The organism is Cupriavidus taiwanensis (assembly GCF_900250115.1).
In the GTDB taxonomy this organism is placed as follows: domain Bacteria; phylum Pseudomonadota; class Gammaproteobacteria; order Burkholderiales; family Burkholderiaceae; genus Cupriavidus; species Cupriavidus taiwanensis_B.
On sequence record NZ_LT984803.1, the window covers coordinates 3,260,439 to 3,283,292 of the forward strand.

The 22,854-nt window shown below is 63.2% G+C and carries 35 protein-coding genes; 1 reads left to right on the plus strand and 34 read right to left on the minus strand.

Translation table 11 applies throughout. The features are described from left to right. Positions 1-246: 246 nt before the first annotated feature. The 29 genes from rpsK to CBM2586_RS15360 form a co-directional block, all read right to left on the minus strand. Entirely contained in the window at positions 247-645 is a 399-nt protein-coding gene (gene rpsK, locus CBM2586_RS15220) for a 30S ribosomal protein S11 (RefSeq protein WP_010812376.1), read from the minus strand. A 24-nt stretch (positions 646-669) separates the two neighbouring features. Continuing rightward, positions 670-1,035, minus strand: coding sequence for a 30S ribosomal protein S13 (gene rpsM, locus CBM2586_RS15225; RefSeq protein ID WP_008642961.1), 366 nt, complete (start codon positions 1,033-1,035; stop codon positions 670-672). A 19-nt stretch (positions 1,036-1,054) separates the two neighbouring features. After that, positions 1,055-1,171, minus strand: a complete 117-nt coding sequence (gene rpmJ / locus CBM2586_RS15230; RefSeq protein ID WP_008642959.1) for a 50S ribosomal protein L36 — start codon at positions 1,169-1,171, stop codon at positions 1,055-1,057. A gap of 30 nt (positions 1,172-1,201) precedes the next feature. Beyond that, positions 1,202-1,420, minus strand: a complete 219-nt coding sequence (infA, locus tag CBM2586_RS15235; protein WP_010812378.1) for a translation initiation factor IF-1 — start codon at positions 1,418-1,420, stop codon at positions 1,202-1,204. A gap of 23 nt (positions 1,421-1,443) precedes the next feature. Beyond that, on the minus strand, positions 1,444-2,787 hold the full coding sequence (secY, locus tag CBM2586_RS15240; RefSeq protein ID WP_115660937.1) for a preprotein translocase subunit SecY: 1,344 nt from the start codon (positions 2,785-2,787) through the stop codon (positions 1,444-1,446). Positions 2,788-2,835: 48 nt separating this feature from the next. Then, positions 2,836-3,270: a 50S ribosomal protein L15 gene (gene rplO, locus CBM2586_RS15245; protein WP_012354135.1), complete on the minus strand. Its 435-nt coding sequence runs from the start codon at positions 3,268-3,270 to the stop codon at positions 2,836-2,838. Between the two features lie 19 nt (positions 3,271-3,289). Further along, positions 3,290-3,472 carry a 50S ribosomal protein L30 gene (gene rpmD / locus CBM2586_RS15250; protein ID WP_010812381.1) on the minus strand — a complete coding sequence of 61 codons (183 nt, stop codon included), beginning with the start codon at positions 3,470-3,472 and terminating at the stop codon, positions 3,290-3,292. A gap of 10 nt (positions 3,473-3,482) precedes the next feature. After that, positions 3,483-4,001 (minus strand): 30S ribosomal protein S5, encoded by a 519-nt coding sequence (gene rpsE, locus CBM2586_RS15255; RefSeq protein WP_006160449.1) that lies wholly within the window; start codon positions 3,999-4,001, stop codon positions 3,483-3,485. Positions 4,002-4,022: 21 nt separating this feature from the next. Next, positions 4,023-4,379: a 50S ribosomal protein L18 gene (gene rplR / locus CBM2586_RS15260; RefSeq protein ID WP_026164029.1), complete on the minus strand. Its 357-nt coding sequence runs from the start codon at positions 4,377-4,379 to the stop codon at positions 4,023-4,025. A gap of 11 nt (positions 4,380-4,390) precedes the next feature. After that, positions 4,391-4,924, minus strand: a complete 534-nt coding sequence (gene rplF, locus CBM2586_RS15265; RefSeq protein ID WP_012354137.1) for a 50S ribosomal protein L6 — start codon at positions 4,922-4,924, stop codon at positions 4,391-4,393. Positions 4,925-4,934: 10 nt separating this feature from the next. After that, on the minus strand, positions 4,935-5,330 hold the full coding sequence (rpsH, locus tag CBM2586_RS15270; protein ID WP_010812384.1) for a 30S ribosomal protein S8: 396 nt from the start codon (positions 5,328-5,330) through the stop codon (positions 4,935-4,937). Between the two features lie 27 nt (positions 5,331-5,357). After that, positions 5,358-5,663, minus strand: coding sequence for a 30S ribosomal protein S14 (gene rpsN / locus CBM2586_RS15275; RefSeq protein WP_010812385.1), 306 nt, complete (start codon positions 5,661-5,663; stop codon positions 5,358-5,360). Positions 5,664-5,672: 9 nt separating this feature from the next. Beyond that, on the minus strand, positions 5,673-6,215 hold the full coding sequence (gene rplE / locus CBM2586_RS15280; protein ID WP_010812386.1) for a 50S ribosomal protein L5: 543 nt from the start codon (positions 6,213-6,215) through the stop codon (positions 5,673-5,675). Between the two features lie 25 nt (positions 6,216-6,240). Next, complete coding sequence (gene rplX / locus CBM2586_RS15285; RefSeq protein ID WP_010812387.1) at positions 6,241-6,549, minus strand: 50S ribosomal protein L24; 309 nt, start codon at positions 6,547-6,549, stop codon at positions 6,241-6,243. Positions 6,550-6,558: 9 nt separating this feature from the next. Next, positions 6,559-6,927, minus strand: coding sequence for a 50S ribosomal protein L14 (gene rplN, locus CBM2586_RS15290; RefSeq protein WP_010812388.1), 369 nt, complete (start codon positions 6,925-6,927; stop codon positions 6,559-6,561). Between the two features lie 281 nt (positions 6,928-7,208). Continuing rightward, a complete protein-coding gene (gene rpsQ / locus CBM2586_RS15295; protein WP_010812389.1) occupies positions 7,209-7,487 on the minus strand; it encodes a 30S ribosomal protein S17 in 279 nt (92 codons plus the stop codon). Then, positions 7,484-7,678 carry a 50S ribosomal protein L29 gene (gene rpmC / locus CBM2586_RS15300; RefSeq protein WP_008642937.1) on the minus strand — a complete coding sequence of 65 codons (195 nt, stop codon included), beginning with the start codon at positions 7,676-7,678 and terminating at the stop codon, positions 7,484-7,486. Before rpmC ends, rpsQ begins: the two co-directional genes overlap by 4 nt. Positions 7,679-7,689: 11 nt before the next feature. Continuing rightward, entirely contained in the window at positions 7,690-8,106 is a 417-nt protein-coding gene (gene rplP, locus CBM2586_RS15305) for a 50S ribosomal protein L16 (RefSeq protein WP_010812391.1), read from the minus strand. A gap of 2 nt (positions 8,107-8,108) precedes the next feature. Beyond that, positions 8,109-8,906 carry a 30S ribosomal protein S3 gene (gene rpsC / locus CBM2586_RS15310; RefSeq protein WP_010812392.1) on the minus strand — a complete coding sequence of 266 codons (798 nt, stop codon included), beginning with the start codon at positions 8,904-8,906 and terminating at the stop codon, positions 8,109-8,111. 9 nt (positions 8,907-8,915) lie between these two features. Further along, entirely contained in the window at positions 8,916-9,245 is a 330-nt protein-coding gene (rplV, locus tag CBM2586_RS15315; RefSeq protein ID WP_003271370.1) for a 50S ribosomal protein L22, read from the minus strand. Positions 9,246-9,254: 9 nt separating this feature from the next. Beyond that, positions 9,255-9,530, minus strand: coding sequence for a 30S ribosomal protein S19 (gene rpsS, locus CBM2586_RS15320; RefSeq protein ID WP_012354138.1), 276 nt, complete (start codon positions 9,528-9,530; stop codon positions 9,255-9,257). A 22-nt stretch (positions 9,531-9,552) separates the two neighbouring features. Continuing rightward, complete coding sequence (gene rplB, locus CBM2586_RS15325) at positions 9,553-10,383, minus strand: 50S ribosomal protein L2 (protein WP_115660935.1); 831 nt, start codon at positions 10,381-10,383, stop codon at positions 9,553-9,555. 2 nt (positions 10,384-10,385) lie between these two features. Continuing rightward, the gene (rplW, locus tag CBM2586_RS15330; RefSeq protein ID WP_006576245.1) at positions 10,386-10,700 is read right to left on the minus strand and encodes a 50S ribosomal protein L23; all 315 of its coding nucleotides are present in this window, start codon (positions 10,698-10,700) and stop codon (positions 10,386-10,388) included. Continuing rightward, positions 10,697-11,317, minus strand: a complete 621-nt coding sequence (rplD, locus tag CBM2586_RS15335) for a 50S ribosomal protein L4 (protein WP_022536862.1) — start codon at positions 11,315-11,317, stop codon at positions 10,697-10,699. The genes rplW and rplD overlap by 4 nt, the downstream gene beginning before the upstream one ends. A gap of 12 nt (positions 11,318-11,329) precedes the next feature. Next, positions 11,330-11,980 (minus strand): 50S ribosomal protein L3, encoded by a 651-nt coding sequence (gene rplC / locus CBM2586_RS15340; protein ID WP_010812397.1) that lies wholly within the window; start codon positions 11,978-11,980, stop codon positions 11,330-11,332. Positions 11,981-12,289: 309 nt separating this feature from the next. Continuing rightward, positions 12,290-12,790 carry a flavin reductase family protein gene (locus CBM2586_RS15345; protein ID WP_115688307.1) on the minus strand — a complete coding sequence of 167 codons (501 nt, stop codon included), beginning with the start codon at positions 12,788-12,790 and terminating at the stop codon, positions 12,290-12,292. A 1-nt stretch (position 12,791) separates the two neighbouring features. Further along, a complete protein-coding gene (locus tag CBM2586_RS15350) occupies positions 12,792-14,033 on the minus strand; it encodes a styrene monooxygenase/indole monooxygenase family protein (RefSeq protein ID WP_115688309.1) in 1,242 nt (413 codons plus the stop codon). 37 nt (positions 14,034-14,070) lie between these two features. Then, on the minus strand, positions 14,071-14,859 hold the full coding sequence (locus CBM2586_RS15355) for an SDR family oxidoreductase (RefSeq protein ID WP_115688311.1): 789 nt from the start codon (positions 14,857-14,859) through the stop codon (positions 14,071-14,073). 76 nt (positions 14,860-14,935) lie between these two features. Next, entirely contained in the window at positions 14,936-16,165 is a 1,230-nt protein-coding gene (locus tag CBM2586_RS15360; RefSeq protein WP_115660932.1) for a dienelactone hydrolase family protein, read from the minus strand. Positions 16,166-16,444: 279 nt separating this feature from the next. Between CBM2586_RS15360 and CBM2586_RS15365 the strand changes: the two genes are divergently transcribed. Then, positions 16,445-17,458, plus strand: coding sequence for an AraC family transcriptional regulator (locus tag CBM2586_RS15365; RefSeq protein ID WP_115688313.1), 1,014 nt, complete (start codon positions 16,445-16,447; stop codon positions 17,456-17,458). A 115-nt stretch (positions 17,459-17,573) separates the two neighbouring features. Here the strand turns inward: CBM2586_RS15365 and rpsJ are convergent, their stop codons facing one another. The 5 genes from rpsJ to rpsL all read right to left on the minus strand — a co-directional run bounded on the left by rpsJ (position 17,574) and on the right by rpsL (position 22,530). Continuing rightward, the gene (rpsJ, locus tag CBM2586_RS15370) at positions 17,574-17,882 is read right to left on the minus strand and encodes a 30S ribosomal protein S10 (protein WP_006160488.1); all 309 of its coding nucleotides are present in this window, start codon (positions 17,880-17,882) and stop codon (positions 17,574-17,576) included. A gap of 77 nt (positions 17,883-17,959) precedes the next feature. Beyond that, entirely contained in the window at positions 17,960-19,150 is a 1,191-nt protein-coding gene (gene tuf / locus CBM2586_RS15375) for an elongation factor Tu (protein ID WP_115688315.1), read from the minus strand. Positions 19,151-19,232: 82 nt separating this feature from the next. Further along, positions 19,233-21,341, minus strand: coding sequence for an elongation factor G (gene fusA, locus CBM2586_RS15380; protein WP_092317636.1), 2,109 nt, complete (start codon positions 21,339-21,341; stop codon positions 19,233-19,235). A gap of 117 nt (positions 21,342-21,458) precedes the next feature. Next, entirely contained in the window at positions 21,459-21,929 is a 471-nt protein-coding gene (gene rpsG / locus CBM2586_RS15385; RefSeq protein ID WP_010810459.1) for a 30S ribosomal protein S7, read from the minus strand. A gap of 223 nt (positions 21,930-22,152) precedes the next feature. Continuing rightward, positions 22,153-22,530: a 30S ribosomal protein S12 gene (rpsL, locus tag CBM2586_RS15390; RefSeq protein WP_010810460.1), complete on the minus strand. Its 378-nt coding sequence runs from the start codon at positions 22,528-22,530 to the stop codon at positions 22,153-22,155. Between the last annotated feature and the right edge of the window lie 324 nt (positions 22,531-22,854).

Genomic DNA, 22,854 nt, shown 5'->3' on the forward strand with positions numbered 1-22,854 from the left:
GTGCTGCCGCTGTGCCTCGGGGGCACGCGCCAGACCGTGACGGACGGTGGGCTTATTAAGCGCGCTCCGTTGCCGGAGGCATCGCTGCAAGCATTTACCAATACGCCGATGCCGCAATGTGCTTTGAAAGACACTGCTTCAGCGCAAAACGAAAACCTGCCGCATTAAAATGCAGCAGGTCAACGCGCGATACTACCATATCCGAATCCGGCAGGTAAACCCGCCGGCTCCGGACACGCCAACGCATCAGATGCGGCGGCGCTTCGGCGGACGGCAGCCGTTGTGCGGAATCGGCGTGACGTCTTCGATGATCGCGATCTTGATGCCCAGCGCGTTCAGTGCACGGACAGCCGACTCACGGCCAGGGCCGGGGCCCTTGATGCGCACTTCCAGGTTCTTGATGCCCTGGTCTTGCGCCACGCGGCCGGCGTTCTCGGCAGCAACCTGGGCAGCGAACGGGGTCGACTTGCGCGAACCCTTGAAGCCCTGGCCACCGGCGGTCGCCCACGACAGGGCGTTGCCCTGGCGATCGGTGATCGTGATGATGGTGTTGTTGAACGAAGCGTGGACGTGCGCAATGCCGTCGGCAACGTTCTTCTTGACCTTTTTACGCGCGCGAGCGGCGTTATTCGGACCTTTTGCCATTAGTTTCTTCCTCTGCCTTCGGCTTTACTTCTTCAGAGCCACGCCGGCCTTGCGCGGACCCTTGCGGGTACGGGCATTGGTGCGCGTACGCTGGCCGCGCATCGGCAGGCCCTTGCGGTGACGCATGCCACGATAGCAACCAAGGTCCATCAGACGCTTGATGTTCATCGTGGTTTCACGACGCAGGTCACCCTCGACCGTGACCTTGCCCACTTCGTCACGAAGCTTTTCCAGGTCGGCGTCGGTCAGATCCTTGACCTTCTTGTCAAACGGTACACCGGTGGCCTCGCAAATCTTGCGGGCGCGCGAGCGGCCGATACCGTAAATAGCCGTCAGGCCGATTTCGGTATGCTTGTGGTTCGGGATGTTAACCCCTGCGATACGTGCCATTCGTCAATCCTCTTTCCGATTAGCCTTGGCGTTGCTTGTGGCGGGGATCCGACGAGCAGATCACGCGCACGACACCGTTGCGCTTGATGATTTTGCAGTTGCGGCAAATGCGCTTAACAGAAGCCAGCACTTTCATAATTTTCCTCTTCCTTCAATTCCTGTTCGCTCACTTCGTCCGGAAGACGATTCGTGCGCGCGACAGATCATATGGGGTCAGCTCGACCGTCACCTTGTCACCCGGAAGAATCCGGATGTAGTTCATTCTCATCTTGCCGGAGATATGGCCCAGCACTACATGGCCATTCTCCAGCTTGACTCGGAACGTCGCATTGGGCAGGTTTTCCAGGACCTCGCCCTGCATCTGGATGACGTCGTCTTTAGCCATACCTAGCCTGTACCGATCCGAAGTCAGCGCAAGGTCAGATTGCCCTTGAAATTCGCCTTCTTCAGCAGCGACTCATACTGCTGCGACATGACATAGGACTGAACCTGGGCCATGAAGTCCATCGTGACGACCACGATGATCAGCAGGGAGGTTCCGCCGAAATAGAACGGAACGTTCCAGCGCAGCACCAGGAATTCCGGCAACAGGCAGACCAGTGTGATGTAGATCGCACCAGCCAGCGTCAGACGCACCAGGATCTTGTCGATATAGCGCGTCGTCTGCTCGCCCGGACGAATGCCCGGAATGAAGGCACCGCTTTTCTTCAGGTTGTCTGCCACTTCACGGCTGTTGTACACCAGGGCCGTATAGAAGAAGCAGAAAAATACAATCGCAGCAGCGTACAGCAGGATGTAGACCGGCTGGCCCGGCGACAGCGTGGCAGCCAGGTCCTTGATGAACCGGCCGACCATGCCCGTCGAATCAGACGTGAACCAGCCCGCGATCGTCGCCGGGAACAGGATGATCGACGATGCGAAGATCGGCGGAATCACCCCTGCCATGTTCAGCTTCAGCGGCAGGTGCGACGACTGGCCGCCGTACACCTTGTTGCCGACCTGACGCTTGGCATAGTTCACCAGGATCTTGCGCTGACCGCGCTCGACGAACACCACGGCGAAGGTCACACCGATCACGATCGCCACGATGAAGATCGCTGCGATGATGCTCATGGAACCCGTGCGGACCAGTTCGAACAGTCCGCCGATCGCGTTGGGCAGGCCCGCCGCGATACCGCCGAAGATGATGATCGAGATGCCGTTGCCCAGACCGCGCTCGGTGATCTGCTCACCCAGCCACATCAGGAACATCGTGCCGGTCACCAGCGTGATCACTGCCGTGGCCCGGAACATCAGGCCCGGATCCAGCACCAGCCCTGGCTGCGACTCCAGCGCGACCGCGATCGACAGCGCCTGGAACGTGGCGAGAACCACGGTGCCGTAGCGCGTGTACTGCGTGATCTTGCGCTGACCTGCCTGCCCTTCCTTCTTCAGCGACTCCAGCTGCGGCAGCACGATCGTCAGCAACTGCATGATGATCGACGCCGAGATGTACGGCATGATGCCGAGCGCGAAGACGGTAAAGCGCGACAGCGCCCCGCCCGAGAACAGGTTGAACATCCCGAGGATGCCACCCGACTGACTCTGGAAAAGCTTCGCAAGCTGCTCCGGATCGATACCGGGCACCGGAATATGAGCGCCGATGCGGTACACGATCAGGGCCAGCACCAGGAACATCAGCCGGCGCTTGAGGTCGCCGTACTTCGCCGTGTTCCTGGCTTGCGCGCTTGCATTGGGTTTCGCCGTGGCCAAACGATGCTCCGACTATGACTGCCTATGCTGCGATAAATGCTGCCGGTATCAGGCTGCGATCTGGCCGCCGGCGGCTTCGATCGCGGCCTTGGCGCCAGCGGTGGCGCCCAGACCCTTGATCGTCACCTTGCGGGTCAGCTCGCCGGCCTTGATGACCTTGGCGCTCTTGACCAGGTCGCCGACCAGGCCAGCCTGCTTCAGGACCAGCAGGTCGACTTCGGCCGCTTCCAGGCGCTCGATGTCACGCAGCGTGACTTCGGCGGTGAACGCCTTGGTCAGCGAGGTGAAGCCGCGCTTCGGCAGGCGACGGTACAGCGGCATCTGGCCGCCTTCGAAGCCCACCTTGTGGAAGCCGCCCGAACGCGACTTCTGACCCTTGTGACCGCGACCGGCGGTCTTGCCCAGGCCGGAGCCGATACCGCGGCCGACGCGACGCTTGGCGTGCTTCGAACCGGCAGCCGGTTTCAGGTTGTTCAGTTGCATCTTGCTCTCCAAGTCCCGATCAGGCCAGAACCTTGACCAGGTACGAGACCTTGTTGATCATGCCGCGCACGGCGGGCGTGTCCTGCAGCTCCGACACCGAGTTGATGCGGCGCAGGCCCAGGCCACGAACGGTGGCGCGATGATCCTCGCGCGTGCCGATCAGGCTGCGCACGAGTTGCACTTTTACGGTTTTCTGCGACATTGCGTTCACCTTAACCCAGGATGTCTTCGACCGACTTGCCACGCTTGGCGGCGATTTCGCCCGGCGTGCTCATCTTCTGAAGGCCGTCCAGCGTGGCGCGAACCATGTTGTACGGGTTGGTGGAGCCGTGCGACTTGGTCACCACGTTGGTGACACCCATCACTTCGAAGATCGCGCGCATCGGGCCGCCGGCGATCACGCCGGTACCTTCCTTGGCGGGCATCATCAGCACCTTGGCGGCGCCGTGCTTGCCAACGACTTCGTGTTGCAGCGTGCCGTTCTTCAGCGAGACCTTGACCATCTTGCGACGGGCTTCGTCCATTGCCTTCTGAACGGCGACCGGCACTTCCTTGGCCTTGCCCTTGCCCATGCCGATGCGGCCATCGCCGTCACCAACCACGGTCAGCGCAGCGAAACCGAGAATCCGGCCACCCTTCACCACCTTGGTGACACGGTTGACCGAGATCATCTTCTCGCGGAGGCCGTCGTCGCGTTCGTCCTGTTGGACTTTTGCTTGCATCTTTGCCATGACGTATCTCTCTCTATGCGCTTAGAACTTCAGGCCGGCTTCGCGGGCGGCGTCTGCCAGGGCCTTCACGCGGCCATGGAAACGGAAGCCGGCGCGATCGAACGCGACGGTTTCCACGCCGGCAGCCTTCGCCTTCTCGGCGATGCGCTTGCCCACGATGGTAGCGGCAGCGGCGGTAGCGCCCTTGCCTTCCAGTTCCTTGCGCACTTCTGCCTCGACGGTCGAAGCCGAAGCCAGCACCTTGGTGCCGCACTCGGAGAAGACCTGGGCGTAAATGTTCGAATTCGTACGGAACACGGTCAGACGATTGACTTTCATCTCCGCGATCTTGGCGCGGGTCTGACGTGCACGGCGCAAACGAGCGTCTTTCTTGTTCATCATTGCACCCCTTACTTCTTCTTGGTTTCCTTCAGGATGACGCGCTCGTCGCTGTAACGCACACCCTTGCCCTTGTAGGGCTCGGGCGGACGGTACGCGCGGACTTCCGCGGCAACCTGACCGACTTTCTGCTTGTCCGCACCCTTGATCAGGATTTCGGTCTGCGTCGGCGTTTCGGCCTTCACGCCTTCCGGCATCTCATGGATCACGTCGTGCGAGAAACCAAGCTGGAGCTTCAGCGCAGTGCCTTGCAGCTGGGCACGGTAGCCCACGCCGACGAGGTTCAGCTTGCGCTCGAAACCGGTGGTCACGCCCTTGACCATGTTCGCCGCCAGGGCGCGCATGGTGCCTTGCAGGGCGTTTGCTTCACGCGACTCGTCAGCCGGCGCGAAGGTCAGCGTGTCGTTCTCGACATTGACCTTGACCAGGCTGTGAATCGGCTGGGACAGCGTACCCAGCGGGCCCTTCACGGAGAGCACGCCAGCTGCCACGTTCACTTCCGCGCCCTTGGGGAGCGCGATGGGAGCCTTACCTACACGGGACATGGTTCTCTCCTTAAGCGACGTAGCAGAGAACTTCGCCGCCCACGCCGGTGGCGCGAGCCTTGCGGTCGGTCATCAGACCCTGCGGGGTCGAGATGATCGCCACACCGAGGCCGTTCATCACTTGCGGAATGTCGCTGCGGCCCTTGTACACGCGCAGGCCGGGCTTCGAGACGCGCTCGATGCGCTCGATCACCGGACGGCCGGCGTAATACTTGAGACCGATGCTCAGTTGTGCCTTGCCGCCATCTTCCTGGACGGCGTAGTCGTCGATGTAGCCTTCGTCCTTCAGGACCTTGGCGATTGCCACTTTCAGCTTCGACGACGGCATGACAACCGACGCTTTCTGCACGCCCTGGGCGTTGCGGATGCGCGTCAGCATATCGGCGATAGGATCGCTCATGCTCATACTGTTTCTCCTGTAGCCTGTGCGTAATTACCAGCTGGCTTTCGTCAGACCCGGGATTTCGCCCTTGAAGGCGATTTCGCGGATCTTGTTACGCGCCAGGCCAAACTTGCGGAAGGTACCGCGGGGACGACCGGTGATCGCGCAGCGGTTGCGCTGGCGGGTCGGGTTCGCGTTGCGCGGGAGCTGTTGCAGCTCGAGACGCGCGCTGTAACGCTCTTCTTCCGACTTCTCTTGGTCGTCGATAATGGCCTTGAGGTTGGCGCGCTTGGCGGCGTACTTCGCCACCAGCTTGGCGCGCTTCTTCTCACGTTCAATCAGAGCCAGTTTAGCCACGGTTACCCCTTAATTGCGGAACGGGAACTTGAACGCACCGAGGAGTGCCTTGGCTTCCTCGTCGTTCTTTGCCGTCGTCGTGATGCTGATGTTCAGACCACGCAGTGCGTCGATCTTGTCGTACTCGATTTCGGGGAAAATGATCTGCTCTTTCACACCGATGTTGTAGTTGCCACGACCGTCGAACGAACGGCCCGACACACCACGGAAGTCACGCACGCGCGGCAGGGCCACGGTGACGAAACGATCGAGGAATTCGAACATGCGCTCGCCGCGCAGGGTCACCATCGCACCGATGGGGTAGCCCTGGCGGATCTTGAAGCCGGCGATGGCCTTCTTGGCCTTCGTCACGACCGGCTTCTGACCAGCGATCTTGGTCAGGTCGCCGACGGCGTTTTCAATGATCTTCTTGTCATTGATGGCTTCGCCAAGGCCCATGTTCAGGGTGATCTTGGTGATGCGCGGCACTTCCATGACCGACTTGTAGCCGAACTGCTCGATCAGCTTCGGCACAACCTGTTCTTTGTAAAACTCTTGCAGACGTGCTGCCATGCTCAACTCCTAAACGTGCCCAGAATCAAGCTGCCACGACGGCGCCGGTAGTCTTCAGCACGCGCACGCGCTTGCCGTCTTCCACCTTGATGCCGACGCGCGACGGCTTGCCATTGGCATCCACGAGCGCAACGTTGGAAATATGCAGCGGCATGACCTTGTCGACCACACCACCGGTAGTGCCCAGCATCGGGTTCGGGCGGGCATGCTTCTTGGCAATGTTCACGCCTTGCACCGCGACCTTGTCGCCGAGGACGGCTTGCACGGTACCGCGCTTGCCCTTGTCCTTGCCGGTCAGCACGATGACTTCGTCGCCTTTGCGAATCTTGTTCATGGCGGCTCCTTACAGCACTTCCGGAGCGAGCGACACGATCTTCATGAAGCGCTCGGTACGGAGTTCACGAGTCACCGGCCCGAAGATACGGGTGCCGATCGGCTCGAGCTTGTTGTTCAGCAGGACGGCGGCATTGCCGTCGAACTTGATCAGCGAACCGTCAGCGCGGCGCACGCCCTTGGCGGTACGCACGACGACGGCGTTGTAGATGTCGCCCTTCTTCACGCGACCGCGCGGCGCTGCGTCCTTGACGGTCACCTTGATGATGTCGCCAACGCTTGCGTAGCGGCGCTTGGAGCCACCCAGCACCTTGATGCACAGCACTTCGCGCGCACCAGTGTTATCGGCCACTTCGAGCCGGCTTTCTGTCTGAATCATGGTGTTTGTCTTCCCAACTTAATCCGCCAGGTGCGATAGCGCCCGTCGGTCAGTCTTGGTCCCGTCGGTTCCGGCCTTGCGCCAGCACCGTATGGGTTGATCAACTTTGAAGTCGGTAGGAGCCCGGCAATTTCCGACTGAAAACATCGGAGCCGCCTGGCCCTGGCTCGCTCAACAGGCCCGCCCGGGTGGTACAGCTAAGGCGAACGCAATAAAGCGGAAGTCCAGGATTATAGCTACATAATCCTGGACTTGCAAGTCAAGCTAAGAACGTGTTGTTCTTAGATGACGCGTGCAGCCTCTACCAGCCGGGAAACCACCCAGGACTTGGTCCGCGACAGCGGACGGCCTTCCTGGATTTCGACCTTGTCGCCTTCCTTGTACTGGTTGGCTTCGTCGTGTGCGTGGTACTTCTTCGAACGCAGCACGTACTTGCCGTACAGGGGATGCTTGACGCGGTTTTCCACCAAGACCGTAACGGTCTTGTCCATCTTGTCGCTCACGACACGGCCGACCAGGGTGCGGCGAAGCGACTTTTCCGTTTGTGCAGCTTCAGTCATTTCGCGTTCGCCTTTTCAGTCAGCACGGTTTGCACGCGCGCGATGTCCTTGCGAACCTTCTTCAGCTGGCTGGTGTTCTGCAGCTGTTGGGTTGCCTTTTGCATGCGCAGGCTAAATTGGGCCTTCAGCAGCTCGGAGAGCTCCTGGTTCAGGCCTGCGGCGTCCTTGCCGCGAAGTTCGGATGCTTTCATTCCTGCTCTCCTTACGTCCCGACCTGGCGCACCACGAAATTGGTGGCGATCGGCAGCTTGGCAGCCGCGAGGCGGAACGCCTCACGGGCCAGGTCTTCGCTTACACCATCCATTTCGTACAGCATCTTGCCCGGCTGGATTTCAGCCACGTAGTACTCCGGATTGCCCTTGCCGTTACCCATACGGACTTCGGCAGGCTTCTTCGAGATCGGCTTGTCCGGGAAGATCCGGATCCAGATGCGGCCACCACGCTTGATGTGGCGGGTCATCGCACGACGTGCCGACTCGATCTGACGAGCCGTCAGGCGGCCACGGCCCATGGCCTTCAGGCCGAATTCGCCGAAAGACACGGCGTTACCACGGGTAGCCTTACCCGTGTTGCGGCCTTTCTGCTCCTTGCGGTATTTTCTGCGCTTAGGTTGCAGCATCGTTATTCTCCACTCTTCGCATCTGCGCCAGGCGCAGCGCGGCGACCGGCACCGGCACCGCCGCGGCGGTTGCCACCCGGACGGCCTTCGCCTTCACGGCGGCGGCCTTCCGGACGACCCGGGCGACGACGACGGTCGTCCTGCGGCTCTTCCACCACCGGCGCGTCATTGCGGCCGAGGTGATCCCCCTTGTAGACCCACACCTTGACACCGATGATGCCGTAGGTGGTTTCTGCTTCGGAGAAGCCGTAGTCGATGTCGGCGCGCAGGGTGTGCAGGGGCACACGGCCTTCGCGGTACCACTCGGTACGTGCGATTTCGATACCGTTCAGACGGCCGGCGCTCATGATCTTGATACCCTGGGCGCCCAGGCGCATCGCGTTCTGCATGGCGCGCTTCATGGCGCGGCGGAACATGATGCGGCGCTCGAGCTGCTGGGTGATCGAATCGGCGATCAGCTGAGCATCGGTTTCCGGCTTGCGGATTTCCTCGATGTTCACGTGCACGGGCACGCCCATGCGACGCTGCAGTTCGGCCTTCAGCAGTTCGATGTCCTCACCCTTCTTGCCGATCACCACGCCCGGACGCGAGCTGTAAATGGTGATGCGTGCATTGCGGGCGGGGCGCTCGATGACGACGCGGCCAACCGATGCGTTCTTGAGCTTCTTCTTCAGGAAGTCGCGAACTTCGATGTCTTCCTTCAGCATGCCGGCGAACTTCGTGTTGCTGGCGTACCAGCGCGAAGCCCAGTTACGGCTGACAGCCAGACGGAAGCCAGTCGGATGAATCTTCTGTCCCATCGTGACTCCTTAGTTGCCGAGCGTCACAGTGATGTGACAAGTTTGTTTCTCGATGCGGTTGCCGCGGCCCTTTGCCCGTGCCGTGAAGCGCTTGAGCGAGGTTGCCTTGTCGACGTAGATCGATTTGACCTTCAGTTCGTCGATGTCGGCGCCTTCGTTGTGCTCGGCGTTGGCGATGGCCGATTCGACCACCTTCTTCACGATCCCGGCAGCCTTTTTCGGGCTGAACGTCAGGACGTTGAGCGCGCGCTCGATCGGCAGACCACGGATCTGGTCAGCGACCAGGCGCGTCTTCTGGGCGGAGATGCGGGCACCGCGATGAATCGCTTTCACTTCCATGATGGCACCTTACCTCTTCGCTTTCTTGTCAGCCGCGTGGCCCTTGAACGTGCGGGTAATCGCAAATTCGCCGAGCTTGTGGCCAACCATGTTTTCCGTAACGTACACCGGCACGTGTTGACGGCCGTTGTGGACGGCGATCGTCAGGCCGATGAACTCCGGCAGAATGGTCGAGCGGCGCGACCACGTCTTGATGGGCTTCTTGTCCTTGCCGCTGGTTGCAACTTCCACCTTCTTCAGCAGGTGGGCGTCGCAGAACGGACCCTTTTTAGCGGAACGAGTCATATCTTTAGCTCCTACCTACCGATTAACGCTTGTGGCGCTTCTGGACGATCATGCTGTCCGTGCGCTTGTTGCTGCGGGTACGGTAACCCTTTGTCGGGGTACCCCACGGCGACACCGGATCGCGGCCAGCAGCGGTCTTGCCCTCGCCACCACCGTGCGGGTGGTCGACCGGGTTCATCACAACGCCGCGGACCGTCGGGCGGATACCGCGCCAGCGGGTCGCACCGGCCTTGCCGATGACGCGCAGGCTGTGCTCTTCGTTGCCCACTTCACCGACGGTGGCGCGGCACTCGATATGCACGCGGCGCACTTCGCCGGAGCGCAGGCGAACCTGGGCGTACAGGCCTTCACGGGCCAGCAGCACGGCGGAACCGCCTGCAGCGCGGGCGATCTGGGCGCCCTTGCCCGGCAGCATTTCCACGTTGTTGATCGTGGTACCGACCGGAATGTTACGGATCGGCAGGTTGTTGCCAGCCTTGATCGGCGCTTCCGAGCCATTCAGCAGCGCTTGGCCGGCAACCATGCCCTTGGTGGCGATGATGTAGCGGCGCTCGCCGTCGGCGAACACGACCAGCGCGATGTTGGCGCTGCGGTTCGGATCGTATTCCAGGCGCTCGACCTTGGCGGGGATGCCGTCCTTGTCGTTGCGCTTGAAGTCGACCACGCGGTAGTGGTGCTTATGACCACCGCCCTTGTGGCGGGTGGTGATATGACCATTGTTGTTACGGCCCGACTTCTGGAATTGCTTTTCCAGCAGCGGAGCGTGCGGGGCGCCCTTGTGAAGGTCCTTGTTGACCACCTTCACCATCGAGCGACGACCCGGGGAAGTCGGCTTGGTCTTGACGAGTGCCATGATTACTTGGCCTCCGCTTCAAAATTGATTTCCTGACCCGGCTTCAGCGACACGTAAGCTTTCTTCACGTGGTTACGACGGCCCATGAAACGGCCGAAGCGCTTTTGCTTGCCCTTCTGGTTCAGGATCTGAACGGACTGCACCTCGACCTTGAACAGCAGTTCGACGGCGGCCTTCACTTCTGCCTTGTTGGCATCGCGAGCCACTTCGAACACGACTTGTTCATTCTTGTCGGCGACCAGGGTTGCCTTTTCGGAAACCACCGGCGCGAGCAGCACCTGCATCAAACGATGATCGTTCTTGGCTACTTGCGTCATTTCAGCAACTCCTCGATCTGCGCGACGGCTGCCTTGGTCACCAGCACCTTCTTGTAGTGCACGAGCGACAGCGGATCAGCCTGGCGCGGCTCGACAACTGCCACGTGCGGCAGGTTGCGCGAAGCCAGGTAGAGGTTTTCGTCGAGGCTGTCGGTGATGATCAGCACCGAGTCCAGGCCCATGGCCTTGAACTTGTCGGCCAAGAGCTTGGTCTTGGGCGCATCGACGGTGAAACCGTCCACCACATTGATACGACCTTCACGTGCGAGCTGCGAGTAAATCGAGCGCATGCCGGCACGGAACATCTTCTTGTTGACCTTCTGGCTGAAGTTCTCTTCCGGCGAATTCGGGAAGATACGGCCGCCCCCGCGCCACAGCGGCGAGGAAGACATACCGGCACGAGCACGGCCCGTACCCTTCTGGCGCCACGGCTTCTTGGTCGTGTGCTTGACCTCTTCACGGTCCTTCTGCTTACGGTTGCCGCTGCGAGCGTTGGCCTGGTAAGCGACGACGATCTGGTGAACGAGGGCTTCGTTGTAGTCACGGCCGAACACTTCGGGCGACGCGTCAACGCCGGCGCCGATCTGGCCATTGTCCTGGAGGAGCTTGAGTTCCATTACATGCGCTCCTTAAGCTTTGGCTTTGGCCTTGACGGCCGGGGTAACGATGACCTTGCCGTTCTTGGAGCCGGGAATGGCGCCCTTGACCAGCAGCAGCTTGCGCTCTGCGTCGATCTTGGCGATCTCCAGGTTCTGCACGGTGCGGGTGACATCGCCCAGGTGACCGGTCATGCGCTTGCCCGGGAACACACGGCCCGGATCCTGCGCCATACCGATCGAGCCCGGCACATTGTGCGAGCGCGAGTTACCGTGGGTGGCACGGCCGGAGGCGAAGTGGTAGCGCTTGATGGTACCGGCGTAGCCCTTACCGATGGTCACGCCCTGCACGTCGATCTTCTGACCGACTTCGAACAGGTCGACCGACAGCGAACCGCCAGCTTGCAGTTCGGCAGCCTTGGCTGCGTCGATACGGAATTCGCGGATGATTTCGCCGGCTTCCACGCCGGCTTTGGCGAGGTGACCCGCCAGCGGCTTGGTGACGCGGCTTGCGCGTCGTGCGCCGAAGGTGACTTGAACGGCGGTGTAACCGTCGGTCTCGTCCGTCTTGATTTGCGTCACGCGGTTGTCGCCGACCTCGACCACGGTCACGGGAATCGCTTCACCGTCGTCCGTGAAAATACGGGTCATGCCAACCTTGCGACCTACAAGGCCAAGGCTCATGGTTTGCTCCATTCCCAGCTGCGATTGGCCGGGGCTGATTGATACACGAAAACTGTGCTTGCGCTTGTGCGCGGATGGACCTGCGCTAAAGAAGACTGCGCGCGGCCAAAATGGCCAGCCCACTACCCGAGGAAACGGGTAGCCTTACACTATATCGCAGCAGTTTGGAAAGGGCAATATGAATTGCGGATTTCCCTGCAATGCTGTAGGCAGGGCGGCCGCGGCAGTGACGTTTGCGCTGCCTGGCTGTGGCGCGGGGGCGACGGGCCGCTCGCGGAGCGGCCCCGTCAGCCACAGCAAATAGGTGCGTCAGGCCACGAGGCGGACGAAGTCGCCGCCATAGAAAACCAGCGGCTCGCCCTCCCCCGCCGCGAACGCTTCGACGGCACCGACGATCAGCAAGTGGTCGCCCAACGGGTCGGCGCGCTCGACCCGGCACGACAGCGTCGCCAGCGCCTCGTCCAGGTAAGGCACGCCGTGCGGGCAGCGGCGATGGCCCACGCCGGCGAACTTGTCCGGCGACGGCGTGGCAAAGCGGCGCGCCAGTTCGCCGTGGCCCGCGCGCAGGATGCTTACGCCGAACGGCGCGCCCGGTGCGAACAGGCCCGCATTGGGCGAATGCGTGACGAGGCTCCACAATATCAATGGCGGCGCCAGCGACAGCGACGCGAACGAGTTGACGGTGATGCCGACCGGCCGCCGCTGCGGCGTACAGGCACCGATCACCGCCACGCCGGTCGCGTAGCGGCCGCACACCCGGCGCAATTCGCGCGGATCGAGCGAGGGGGCGGCATGGCTGGTGGTGTCCATCTCAGGCGGCCCGCGGCAGGTAGTGGTCGATCAGCTGGTGGCAGGCCTGCGGATCCATCCACCAGGGGAAATATTCCGGCGGATTGTCGAAGCCGTTGGCGATGCGGGCCGCCAGCGCCGGCGCTTGCCCCGCGGCGCCCAGCAGCGCCAGGATGTGCGGCGGTGGCGGGGTCAGCAGCGAGTTGGTCCATGCCACCACATCGCCGGCGTATTGCCAGTAGCGGGCGAAGGTCTGCTCCATCCAGCCGCGGTCGTACGGCCGCTCGCCATGGTCGACGATGGCATCGAGATAGACCTTGCAGCACTTGGCGGCATTGTTCGAGCCCTGCCCGGTGATCGGGTCGTTGACCACCACGGCGTCGGCCATGCCGAACACCAAGCGCCCGGACGGCAGCGTCAGCACCGGCTTGCGCACGGTCGGTGCGAAGCGGCCCGACAGGATGCCGTTGTCGTCGGTCAGCGCCACGCGCTCGCAGCGAGCGGCCTCCCACGGCGCAAAGGTGCGCAGGATGCGCAGGCTTTCGGCGAGGTGCTGGGCGGGCGTGCGGGCCTCGGCCCAGCGGTCCATCGGGCCGCCCGGGATGCCCTCGAACACCATGATCTCGCACGGCCCCGACAGCGTCAGCGCGGGAAAGACGAAGTACTCGCCCACCCCAGGAATCAGGTTGAAGCAAACCCGCGAGAACGGCTCGCGCGGCACCATGCCGGTCACGTAGGTCAGCGCCAGCGCGCGCTGGGGCCGCTCGAAGGGGCTGCGCGACGCATCGCGCTCGAAGCGGCTGACGATCTCGCCCTTGCCGGCGGCCAGCAGCACCAGGTCATGTTCGCGGGTCAGGTCCTCCAGCTCGTCGACACCGACGTCGACGATGCGCAGGTCGCCGCCGCGCGCAACAAAGGCCTCCATCCACGCCGGCATCTTCAGGCGCTGGTCGACCGCCTGCGCCGGCCGGTCCAGCGGCGCGGCCCAGTCGATGACCTTGGCGCCTGGCTGTTCGGGATGCGGCACGGCCAGGCCGATGCCCTGCACCGGCGGACAGGCATCGTCCCACCAGTTCAGGCCAAGCTCGCGCTCGGTCTGCAGCGCGCGGTCGAACATGCACTGGCTGGACATGACCTTGCCGGCGCGGATCTGGTCCGGGGTGCGGTTCGACAGCAGCGTGACGCGGTAGCCGTGGGCTTGCAGCCCGAGGGCCATTTGCAGGCCCGACTGGCCCGCTCCGACGATGGCGATGCGTTGGCGCATGAGGTGGTCTCCTGAAGGATCGTTCGTTGTGGGGCGTTCAGCCGGCCAGCTTGCCGATGGCAGGCACGTTCTGCTCCGGACCCATGGCGGAGTAGCCGCCGTCGACGGCATAGTCCGCGCCGGTGACGAAGCTGGCGTGATCCGAGCAGAGGAAGAGCACCACCTGCGCCACCTCGTCGGGCTCACCGACACGGCCGAGCAGATGGAACGGCGCGGCCACCGCATCGGTGCGGGCGCGGTTGCCGCCGCTGACCTCGTCCATCAGCCGGCACCAGGTCCAGCCGGGCGAGACCGAGTTCACGCGGATCCGGTCCGGCGCCAGGTCCATCGCCATGCTGCGCGTCAGCTGCGCGATCGCGGCTTTCGACACCGGATAGAGCCAGCGCCCGGTCTGCGCCACGCTGGCGGAGATGCTGGTGAAGTTGACAATGGCGCCTCCGCCGCGCGCGCGCATATGCGGATGCACCGCCTGCGCCAGCACCACTCCGGACACCACATTGACGTTGAGCGCCGCCAGCCAGTCGTCACGGGTCGAGCGGAAGCCGTCGTCGAGATAGGTGCAGGCCAGGTTGACCAGGAAATCGACGCCGCCAAAGCGCTGCGCAACCTGGTTGACCGCATCGCGGACCTGCTCGTCCCGCGTGATGTCGGTGGCGATGAAGAGCGCGCCCTTGCCCAGGCCGGCGGCGACGCGCTCACCGTTGGCGGCGTCGATATCCAGGATCGCCACGCGCGCGCCGGCCTCGATGAAGGCCCGGGCCACGCCCGCGCCGATCAGCGTGGCGCCGCCAGTGACGATGGCCACCTTGTCCTGCAATCCCTTCATGGTTGTCTCCTTGTTGGTCACCGGTGTTCGGTTGGGGCAGGCCTCTGCGGGCCTGCTGCCGTTCAGTGGCGCCTGGCTACTTGCCTTCGCTCTGCTGCCAGCGCGCCATCAGCGTGTTCGACGGCAGGGTCTCGTCCAGCAGCTTGCGCGCGGTTTCCACGCCCGCCACCGGCAAACCCGCCGGGTCCAGCTTGCCGATCTGCACCAGCACGCTGGCCTGGTCCCAGTAGATATGCTCGTGGTACAGCTTGTCGCCGCGGAACTTGACGATGGCGATCAGCGGGATCTCCACGCGCTTGCCGGTGGGCGGCACGCCGGGCAGCATCCAGTCGATTTCGCTGGTGTGGGTGAAGCAGAACAGCAGCTCGTCGACGATCTGGGTGGCCCCGACCGTGCGCGACAGCGGGATCAGGGTGGTGTCGGGCGGGTTGCTGTGAACAAAATGGTTCTGGTAGAAGCGGCGCAACTGCGCGTAGCCAACGCCGCCGGTCATGGTCGGGATATGGTTCACATAGGGCTGCGCCACCATCGTCGCCATGGTCGCGTCGACGTCGCGGGTGGCGAATTCATATTCGCAGTGCTTATCCCACAGCGCCGAGAAGTCGTAGTGCGGACCCATCTCGCGGCGCAGCGCGGCGATCGAGCGCTGGTGCGCCATCAGCGCCGAGGGCTTGTCGAAATGCTCGCCGCCGGACCGCGCAAAGGCATGGTCGACGCCGGCATAGACGTACACCTCGACGTTGTCCCGGCCGGCCAGCGCCGCGCGGATCGCCGCCTGCGCCGGCGGCGGGCAGAAGCCGTCCATCTCCGCGATATGCAGCACCAGGCGGCCACGGACGTTGGCGGCCTCGCCCAGCGCGTGCTCGATGCCGACGCCGTAGTACGCCACCGCGCAGGCCACGTCGGGCAACCGGCACGCCGCCAGGTAGGCCAGCTTGCCGCCCAGGCAGAAGCCCAGCACGCCGGTCTGGCCAACGCATTCGGACCGCGCGCGCAACGTCTCCAGCGCCGCACCCACATCCTGCACGCCCTGCGCTTCGTCGAACCGCTGATAGAGGCCGAGCGCGCGCTGGAAGTCCTCGCCGCGGTCGGTCAGCTCGATTCCCGGTGCGATCCGCCAGAACAGGTCCGGCACCAGCACCGTATAGCCCTCCTCGGCGTAGTAATCGGCCACCTCGCGCATGGTGGCATTGACGCCGAAGATCTCCTGGCACAGCACGATGCCGGGGCCCTTGCCTGCCGCCGGGGTGGCGAGATAGCCGCTGAAACTGCCTTCGGGGGTCTGGATCTCGATGGTCTGGCCCATGGCCTGCGCTCCTTGTCGTTCTGTGTTGGCTGACAGCTGGTGGAGGGTTGCGCTGCCGTGCTGGATCCCATGATGGTGGCTCCGCACCGCAGCAAACTAGCCGCTGGCTGCAGCGGCTATCCGATTAGTGCAGGAAAGTTCGGCTTCGGTCAACGCAAGGCCAGGGTCGCGCGGGTCGATCCGCTATAGTGGTTGCGTGGACCATGCTGCGCGCATGGCGCCCCGGCCCGAGGCCGTGGACGCCAGCCAGCGCCGCGGCCACGCCAGAGGAGCGAGACCATGTTGCAGCTGCCCCCGACTGCCCGCCCGCCGGCGCCGCTGGCGCATGCCCTGCTACACGATGCCGGGCGGCAGGTGTTCGCCTCGACCGACCTCGGGCAGACGCGCGCGGCGGTCGGCAGGCTCTTCAAGCCGCACCGGCTCGATATCCGCGGGACCAGCCTGTCGGCCCGCATGCATCACGCCCCGCTCGGCGCGGTGTCGCTGAACCGGCTCGCCTACGGCGCCGATGTCACCATCGACCCGGGCCCGCTCGGAGACTTCCTGCTGGTGCAGATGCCGCTCAGCGGGCAGGCCGAGATCCGTTGCGGCGCGCAGCAGATCGTGTCGACGCCGGACTGCGCTTCCGTGCTGACGCCCAGCGATCCGCTGCTGATGCGCTGGAGCGCGGACAATGACCAGCTCATCGTGCGCGTCGAGCGCAGCGCGCTGGAGCGCGTGTGCGCCGCCTATCTCGGCCATCGCCCGGACCCGCCGCTGCGCTTCCAGCTCGGCATGGCCTGGCGCAGCGCCGGCTGGTATCCATTGATGGAGTATCTGGCGCAGATGCTGTCGATAGCGCCGCAAGCGGCGCGCCATCCGCTGACGGCCTGCCAGCTCGAGCAGCTGGTGATCGGCGCCCTGCTGACGCTGCAGCCGCACAGCCTGTCGGAGGCGCTGCAGCGGCACGGCAAGCCGCTGGCGCCGCGCCATGTGAAAGTCGTCGAGGAATATATCCACGCCCATGCCGCCGCCGCGCTGACGCCGGCGCTGCTGGCGGAGATCGCGGGCGTCAGCCTGCGCAGCCTGTATGCGGGGTTCCGCGAGCATCGCGGGCTGAGCCCGATGGCCTATCTGCGCACGGTCCGGCTGGACCGGGTACGGCACGATCTGCTCAACGATGCGGCGCTGTCGTCGGTGACCGGCGCCGCGCTGCGCTGGGGCTTTACCCACCTGGGCCGCTTCAGCGCCGAGTACCGGCGCGCGTTCGGCGAGTGCCCGGCCGAGACGCTGCGCCGGCGCGGCAGCGTGTAGGTGGCTGGCGGGAGGGGCCTGGTGGCGCCGCCGTGCGACGCGCCACCAAACAAAAACGGCGAACCGAGGTTCGCCGTTTTGCTGCATCAAGCCGCCTGGGCGGCCCGAAACATCTTTACACCTTGATCTCGACGTCCACGCCTGCCGGCAGGTCGAGCTTCATCAGCGCATCAACGGTCTTGTCGGTCGGGTCGACGATGTCCATCAGGCGCTGGTGGGTGCGGATCTCGAACTGATCGCGGCTGGTCTTGTTGACGTGCGGCGAACGCAGGATGTCGAAGCGCTGGATGCGGGTCGGCAGGGGCACCGGGCCCTTGACGATCGCGCCGGTACGCTTGGCGGTATCCACGATTTCGGCGGCCGACTGGTCGATCAGGCGATAGTCGAAAGCCTTCAGGCGGATACGGATCTTCTGGTTCTGCATGATATTTCCTTAAAAGAGCGATTGGGCAAGCTGCCCGTTGAATGGGGACATGCCCGCAGGCATGTCCCAGGAAGTGCTTAGTCGAGGATCTTTGCCACGACGCCGGCGCCGACGGTACGGCCACCTTCGCGGATAGCGAAGCGCAGGCCTTCTTCCATGGCGATCGGGGCGATCAGCTTGACGGTGATCGACACGTTGTCACCCGGCATGACCATTTCCTTGTCCTTCGGCAGCTCGATCGAGCCGGTCACGTCGGTGGTGCGGAAATAGAACTGCGGGCGGTAGTTGTTGAAGAACGGGGTGTGACGGCCGCCTTCGTCCTTCGACAGGATGTACACCTCGCCGGTGAAGTGGGTGTGCGGCTTGATCGAGCCCGGCTTGCACAGCACCTGGCCGCGCTCGACGTCTTCACGCTTGGTGCCGCGCAGCAGCAGACCGACGTTGTCGCCAGCCTGGCCCTGGTCCAGCAGCTTGCGGAACATTTCCACGCCGGTGCAGGTGGTCTTCACGGTCGGCTTGATACCGACGATTTCGATTTCTTCGCCGACCTTGATCACGCCGCGCTCGATACGGCCGGTCACCACGGTGCCGCGACCCGAGATCGAGAACACGTCTTCCACCGGCATCAGGAAGGTACCGTCAACGGCACGCTCCGGCGTCGGGATGTAGTTGTCCAGCGCGTCGGCCAGGTTCATGATGGCCACTTCGCCCAGTTCGCCCTTGTCGCCTTCCAGCGCCAGCTTGGCCGAACCCTTGATGATCGGGGTGTCGTCGCCGGGGAACTCGTACTTGCTCAGCAGCTCGCGCACTTCCATCTCGACCAGCTCGAGCAGTTCGGCGTCGTCCACCATGTCGCACTTGTTCAGGAACACGATGATGTACGGCACGCCAACCTGGCGAGCCAGCAGGATGTGCTCGCGGGTCTGCGGCATCGGGCCGTCAGCGGCCGAGCACACCAGGATCGCGCCGTCCATCTGGGCGGCACCCGTGATCATGTTCTTCACATAGTCGGCGTGGCCCGGGCAGTCAACGTGCGCGTAGTGGCGGTTGGCCGTCTCGTATTCGACGTGCGCGGTATTGATGGTAATACCGCGGGCCTTTTCTTCCGGCGCTGCGTCGATTTCGTCGTACTTCTTGGCGGCACCGCCGAACTTCGCTGCCAGCACCGTGGCGATCGCTGCGGTCAGCGTGGTCTTGCCATGGTCAACGTGACCAATCGTACCAACGTTCACGTGCGGCTTGGTCCGCTCGAACTTTTCCTTTGCCATTTTTTTCAGCTCCTAATGGAATGCAGTCTTGTCGATTCATCACGCCGCCGCGTCCCGGCGGACGCGGCGGCATACAGCTTATTTACTTGCCCTTGGCCGCCATCACTGCTTCGGCGATGTTCTTCGGCGCCTCGGCGTAGTGCTTGAATTCCATGGTGTAGGTGGCGCGGCCTTGCGTGGCCGAGCGCAGCGCGGTCGAATAACCGAACATTTCCGACAGCGGGACTTCGGCCTTGATGATCTTGCCGCCGCCCACCATGTCGTCCATGCCCTGCACGATGCCGCGGCGGGACGACAGGTCGCCCATCACGGTACCGGTGTAGTCTTCCGGCGTTTCCACTTCCACGGCCATCATCGGCTCGAGCAGGACCGGGCTGGCCTTGCGCATGGCTTCCTTGAAAGCCATCGAGCCGGCCATGCGGAACGCGTTTTCGTTCGAGTCCACGTCGTGGTACGAACCGAACGTCAGCGTGACCTTCACGTCCACCACCGGGAAGCCAGCCAGGATACCGGCCGTCAGCGTGTCGACGATACCCTTTTCGACCGCCGGGATGTATTCGCGAGGAATCACACCGCCCTTGATGGCGTCGATGAACTCGAAGCCCTTGCCCGGCTCTTGCGGTTCCAGCGTGATCACGGCGTGACCGTACTGGCCGCGGCCGCCCGACTGCTTGACGAACTTGCCTTCGACGTCCTCGGCCTTCTTGCGGATGGTTTCGCGGTAGGCCACCTGCGGCGCGCCGATGTTGGCTTCCACGCCGAATTCGCGCTTCATGCGGTCGACCAGAATTTCGAGGTGGAGCTCGCCCATGCCCGAAATGATGGTCTGGCCCGATTCTTCATCGGTACGCACACGGAACGACGGATCCTCGGCGGCCAGGCGGTTCAGGGCGATGCCCATCTTTTCCTGGTCGGCCTTGGTCTTCGGCTCGACCGCCTGCGAGATCACCGGCTCCGGGAACACCATGCGCTCGAGCACGATCGGTGCAGCCGGATCGCACAGCGTGTCGCCCGTGGTGGCGTCCTTCAGGCCCACCGCGGCGGCGATGTCGCCGGCCAGCACTTCCTTGATTTCTTCGCGCTGGTTGGCGTGCATCTGCAGAATACGGCCCAGACGCTCCTTCTTCTGCTTCACCGGGTTGTACACGGTGTCGCCCGAATTGACCTTGCCCGAGTACACGCGGAAGAAGATCAGCTGACCGACGAACGGGTCGGTCATGATCTTGAACGCCAGTGCCGAGAACTTTTCGTTGTCGTCGGCCTTGCGCTCGAGCTTCTTCTCGCTGTCGTCCTCGTCCGTGCCCGTAACCGGCGGAATGTCGACCGGCGACGGCAGGAAGTCGATCACGGCGTCGAGCATGCGCTGCACGCCCTTGTTCTTGAACGCGGTGCCGCACAGCATCGGCTGGATTTCGCAGGCAATGGTACGGTCACGCAGCGCCTTGACGATCTCGGCGCGGGTCAGCTCTTCGCCGCCCAGGTACTTTTCCATCAGCTCTTCGCTGGCTTCGGCGGCGGACTCGACCATCTTCTCGCGCCATTCTTCAGCGGTGGCTTGCAGCTCGGCCGGGATGTCCTGGTATTCGAACTTCACGCCCTGGCTGGCTTCGTCCCAGACGATCGCCTTCATTTCCAGCAGATCGACGACGCCCTGGAAGCCGTCTTCAGCGCCGATCGGCACCACCACGGGCACCGGATTGGCCTTCAGGCGGGTCTTCAGCTGGTCGTAGACCTTGAAGAAGTTGGCGCCGGTACGGTCCATCTTGTTGACGAACGCCAGACGCGGCACCTTGTACTTGTTGGCCTGACGCCAGACGGTTTCCGACTGGGGCTGCACGCCGCCCACTGCACAGTAGACCATGCATGCGCCATCCAGCACGCGCATGGAACGCTCCACCTCGATGGTGAAGTCCACGTGGCCCGGGGTGTCGATGATGTTGAAGCGGTGCTCGGGGTAGTTGCCGGCCATGCCCTTCCAGAAGGCGGTGGTGGCAGCGGAGGTGATGGTAATACCACGCTCCTGTTCCTGCTCCATCCAGTCCATGGTGGCGGCGCCGTCGTGCACTTCACCGATCTTGTGGTTCACACCGGTGTAGAACAGGATGCGCTCGGTCGTGGTGGTTTTACCCGCGTCAATGTGAGCCGAAATACCGATGTTGCGGTAACGCTCGATGGGAGTCTTACGAGCCACTTTAATCCTCTATTCGTCCGTGAGGCGCCGGCATCTCATGGCCCGCGCCCCTAACACAAACGGGCGAGATGTGTAAAAACACAGCCCGCCCGGCAACCAACAATGTTTTCGCTCGCTTTAGAAGCGGAAGTGCGAGAACGCCTTGTTGGCTTCGGCCATGCGGTGCACTTCGTCGCGCTTCTTCATCGCGCCGCCACGGCCTTCCGATGCTTCCAGCAGCTCACCTGCCAGGCGCAGCGCCATCGACTTCTCGCTGCGTTTTTTCGCGGCCTCACGCAGCCAGCGCATCGCCAATGCCAAACGACGCGACGGACGGACTTCGACCGGAACCTGATAGTTGGCGCCGCCCACGCGACGGCTCTTCACTTCCACCACCGGCTTCACGTTGTTGATGGCAACGGAGAACACTTCGATGGGGGCCTTGCCTGCCTTCTTTTCGATCTGGTCGAACGCGCCGTACACGATGCGTTCGGCAACCGACTTCTTGCCGTCCAGCATCAGCACGTTCATGAACTTGGCAACTTCAACGTTGCCGAACTTCGGATCAGGCAGAACGTCCCGCTTCGGGACTTCACGACGACGTGGCATCTTCTTTCCTTTAGATTCAGTTGAGAGCGCGGTCAGAGTTTCCCGCTCTCCGGCCACCAACTAGCTTGCATGCAAAGACAGCAAATTCGCCGGGTGACCACTTACTCGACGGCACGGTTGCCAAAAAGGCGCTCCGTGTACCGCCGCCTGGTGACAGCACCATGACTCGCGCCACAGGCTATCGTCTGTTGCTTCGGGCCTTGCGGGCCCAGGCTGCCGAAACTTAGGCTGCCTTCGGACGCTTCGCGCCATACTTCGAACGGGCCTGCTTGCGGTCCTTCACGCCTTGCAGGTCCAGCGAACCACGGACGATGTGGTAACGCACACCCGGCAGATCCTTCACACGGCCGCCGCGGATCAGCACGACCGAGTGTTCCTGCAGGTTGTGGCCTTCACCGCCGATGTACGAAATGACTTCGAAACCGTTGGTCAGGCGCACCTTGGCGACCTTACGCAGTGCCGAGTTCGGCTTCTTCGGCGTCGTGGTGTACACGCGGGTGCACACGCCACGGCGCTGGGGGCAGTTCTCAAGCGCCGGGCTCTTGCTCTTGACGACTTCCGAGACGCGCGGCTTGCGAACCAGTTGGTTGATAGTTGGCATTGTTCAATCCAGCTTGGTTTTACGAAAAACGCCCCTCGTGCCGGCATGTGCCAGGCTGGAGAGGCAACTACGGGTTTTGGGCGGGAGAGGTGAGCGGGCGCTCTGGAGACGGGACTGTGCGGTAACAGCATGCCAAAGAGCGCGAGCCGGCACCCGGATCCCGCGTCTGCCGCCACCGTCCATGGAAGTCCAGTCCGGCAGGCTTGCCGGCAGCGACCTGAAGGCCACTTATCCGACGGGCGAGCGAAATCCAAAGCCAAAAACTCGAATCTGGCATCCTAGCAGCGGAATCGTATACCGTCAAGCCGTATACCGGACCTGCGC

What these genes read in the sequence shown, in the direction of transcription:
- rpsK (WP_010812376.1), bottom strand. Translation starts at nt 645, where the DNA reads ATGGCAAAAGGTCCGAATAACGCCGCTCGCGCGCGTAAAAAGGTCAAG.
- rpsM (WP_008642961.1), bottom strand. Translation starts at nt 1,035, where the DNA reads ATGGCACGTATCGCAGGGGTTAACATCCCGAACCACAAGCATACCGAA.
- rpmJ (WP_008642959.1), bottom strand. Translation starts at nt 1,171, where the DNA reads ATGAAAGTGCTGGCTTCTGTTAAGCGCATTTGCCGCAACTGCAAAATC.
- infA (WP_010812378.1), bottom strand. Translation starts at nt 1,420, where the DNA reads ATGGCTAAAGACGACGTCATCCAGATGCAGGGCGAGGTCCTGGAAAAC.
- rplO (WP_012354135.1), bottom strand. Translation starts at nt 3,270, where the DNA reads ATGCAACTGAACAACCTGAAACCGGCTGCCGGTTCGAAGCACGCCAAG.
- rpmD (WP_010812381.1), bottom strand. Translation starts at nt 3,472, where the DNA reads ATGTCGCAGAAAACCGTAAAAGTGCAACTCGTGCGCAGCCTGATCGGC.
- rpsE (WP_006160449.1), bottom strand. Translation starts at nt 4,001, where the DNA reads ATGGCAAAGATGCAAGCAAAAGTCCAACAGGACGAACGCGACGACGGC.
- rplR (WP_026164029.1), bottom strand. Translation starts at nt 4,379, where the DNA reads ATGAACAAGAAAGACGCTCGTTTGCGCCGTGCACGTCAGACCCGCGCC.
- rplF (WP_012354137.1), bottom strand. Translation starts at nt 4,924, where the DNA reads ATGTCCCGTGTAGGTAAGGCTCCCATCGCGCTCCCCAAGGGCGCGGAA.
- rpsH (WP_010812384.1), bottom strand. Translation starts at nt 5,330, where the DNA reads ATGAGCATGAGCGATCCTATCGCCGATATGCTGACGCGCATCCGCAAC.
- rplE (WP_010812386.1), bottom strand. Translation starts at nt 6,215, where the DNA reads ATGGCAGCACGTCTGCAAGAGTTTTACAAAGAACAGGTTGTGCCGAAG.
- rplX (WP_010812387.1), bottom strand. Translation starts at nt 6,549, where the DNA reads ATGAACAAGATTCGCAAAGGCGACGAAGTCATCGTGCTGACCGGCAAG.
- rplN (WP_010812388.1), bottom strand. Translation starts at nt 6,927, where the DNA reads ATGATTCAGACAGAAAGCCGGCTCGAAGTGGCCGATAACACTGGTGCG.
- rpsQ (WP_010812389.1), bottom strand. Translation starts at nt 7,487, where the DNA reads ATGACTGAAGCTGCACAAACGGAAAAGTCGCTTCGCCGCACCCTGGTC.
- rpmC (WP_008642937.1), bottom strand. Translation starts at nt 7,678, where the DNA reads ATGAAAGCATCCGAACTTCGCGGCAAGGACGCCGCAGGCCTGAACCAG.
- rplP (WP_010812391.1), bottom strand. Translation starts at nt 8,106, where the DNA reads ATGCTGCAACCTAAGCGCAGAAAATACCGCAAGGAGCAGAAAGGCCGC.
- rpsC (WP_010812392.1), bottom strand. Translation starts at nt 8,906, where the DNA reads ATGGGACAGAAGATTCATCCGACTGGCTTCCGTCTGGCTGTCAGCCGT.
- rplV (WP_003271370.1), bottom strand. Translation starts at nt 9,245, where the DNA reads ATGGAAGTGAAAGCGATTCATCGCGGTGCCCGCATCTCCGCCCAGAAG.
- rpsS (WP_012354138.1), bottom strand. Translation starts at nt 9,530, where the DNA reads ATGACTCGTTCCGCTAAAAAGGGTCCGTTCTGCGACGCCCACCTGCTG.
- rplB (WP_115660935.1), bottom strand. Translation starts at nt 10,383, where the DNA reads ATGGCACTCGTCAAGACCAAGCCGACTTCCCCGGGTCGTCGCTCGATG.
- rplW (WP_006576245.1), bottom strand. Translation starts at nt 10,700, where the DNA reads ATGACGCAAGTAGCCAAGAACGATCATCGTTTGATGCAGGTGCTGCTC.
- rplD (WP_022536862.1), bottom strand. Translation starts at nt 11,317, where the DNA reads ATGGAACTCAAGCTCCTCCAGGACAATGGCCAGATCGGCGCCGGCGTT.
- rplC (WP_010812397.1), bottom strand. Translation starts at nt 11,980, where the DNA reads ATGAGCCTTGGCCTTGTAGGTCGCAAGGTTGGCATGACCCGTATTTTC.
- CBM2586_RS15345 (WP_115688307.1), bottom strand. Translation starts at nt 12,790, where the DNA reads ATGGACACCACCAGCCATGCCGCCCCCTCGCTCGATCCGCGCGAATTG.
- CBM2586_RS15350 (WP_115688309.1), bottom strand. Translation starts at nt 14,033, where the DNA reads ATGCGCCAACGCATCGCCATCGTCGGAGCGGGCCAGTCGGGCCTGCAA.
- CBM2586_RS15355 (WP_115688311.1), bottom strand. Translation starts at nt 14,859, where the DNA reads ATGAAGGGATTGCAGGACAAGGTGGCCATCGTCACTGGCGGCGCCACG.
- CBM2586_RS15360 (WP_115660932.1), bottom strand. Translation starts at nt 16,165, where the DNA reads ATGGGCCAGACCATCGAGATCCAGACCCCCGAAGGCAGTTTCAGCGGC.
- CBM2586_RS15365 (WP_115688313.1), top strand. Translation starts at nt 16,445, where the DNA reads ATGTTGCAGCTGCCCCCGACTGCCCGCCCGCCGGCGCCGCTGGCGCAT.
- rpsJ (WP_006160488.1), bottom strand. Translation starts at nt 17,882, where the DNA reads ATGCAGAACCAGAAGATCCGTATCCGCCTGAAGGCTTTCGACTATCGC.
- tuf (WP_115688315.1), bottom strand. Translation starts at nt 19,150, where the DNA reads ATGGCAAAGGAAAAGTTCGAGCGGACCAAGCCGCACGTGAACGTTGGT.
- rpsG (WP_010810459.1), bottom strand. Translation starts at nt 21,929, where the DNA reads ATGCCACGTCGTCGTGAAGTCCCGAAGCGGGACGTTCTGCCTGATCCG.
- rpsL (WP_010810460.1), bottom strand. Translation starts at nt 22,530, where the DNA reads ATGCCAACTATCAACCAACTGGTTCGCAAGCCGCGCGTCTCGGAAGTC.